This is a genomic window from Novosphingobium sp. CCH12-A3 (genome assembly GCF_001556015.1).
Taxonomy (GTDB): domain Bacteria; phylum Pseudomonadota; class Alphaproteobacteria; order Sphingomonadales; family Sphingomonadaceae; genus Novosphingobium; species Novosphingobium subterraneum.
In genome coordinates this window covers 1-517 of the sequence record NZ_LSIA01000094.1, presented here as the reverse complement: position 1 = coordinate 517, position 517 = coordinate 1, and the positions used below count along the sequence as shown (strand labels likewise).

Below are 517 nucleotides of genomic sequence, written 5' to 3'. Positions count from 1 at the left end.
AGGACCGTCGGCGGTCCTACGCCTAGTGTGACTTTGCCGCAGGCGAAGCCTCGCGGGTTGCCCTGACGCGGCTGCTGTCGCGCGGACAGGTGACGATCACGCGACTTGGCACCGCCCCCTATGGACGGACGCTCGCCTCGGTCTCGGTGAACGGCGTGGATGCCGGCGACTATCTGGTCGCGCAAGGCCTTGTGAGGCCTTGGCGCTGAGCGTCCCCATCGAGGGCAGGCGACCCATGCTCGCCTGCGGCCGCCTTCTTGCGCATCTGACAAATAGCCTTGCCGTAGCGCATGGCACTGGACGGGAGGGGCTGGGCCCGGCCCCGTGTGACCGTGCGTCACTGACCAGTATGGAGCGGGGGCCGAGGAAGGCAATGCCCGCTGCGCGGGCGCTGGCGGGTGGGAGCAGGTCCTGCCGAAATGGCCGAGGCTGACGGATCTGATCTTTGCGGGGATCCGCTGAGCCTGACCTGACGAAACCGCCCTTCGTTTGCCGATGAACCCTGCAGGGCCAGTCC

At 67.9% G+C, this 517-nt stretch carries 1 protein-coding gene; it reads left to right on the top strand.

All coding sequences use genetic code 11. The features are described 5' to 3' along the window. Positions 1-89: 89 nt before the first annotated feature. Positions 90-209: a thermonuclease family protein gene (locus tag AX703_RS28255; RefSeq protein WP_231735430.1), complete on the top strand. Its 120-nt coding sequence runs from the start codon at positions 90-92 to the stop codon at positions 207-209. Positions 210-517: the final 308 nt, after the last annotated feature.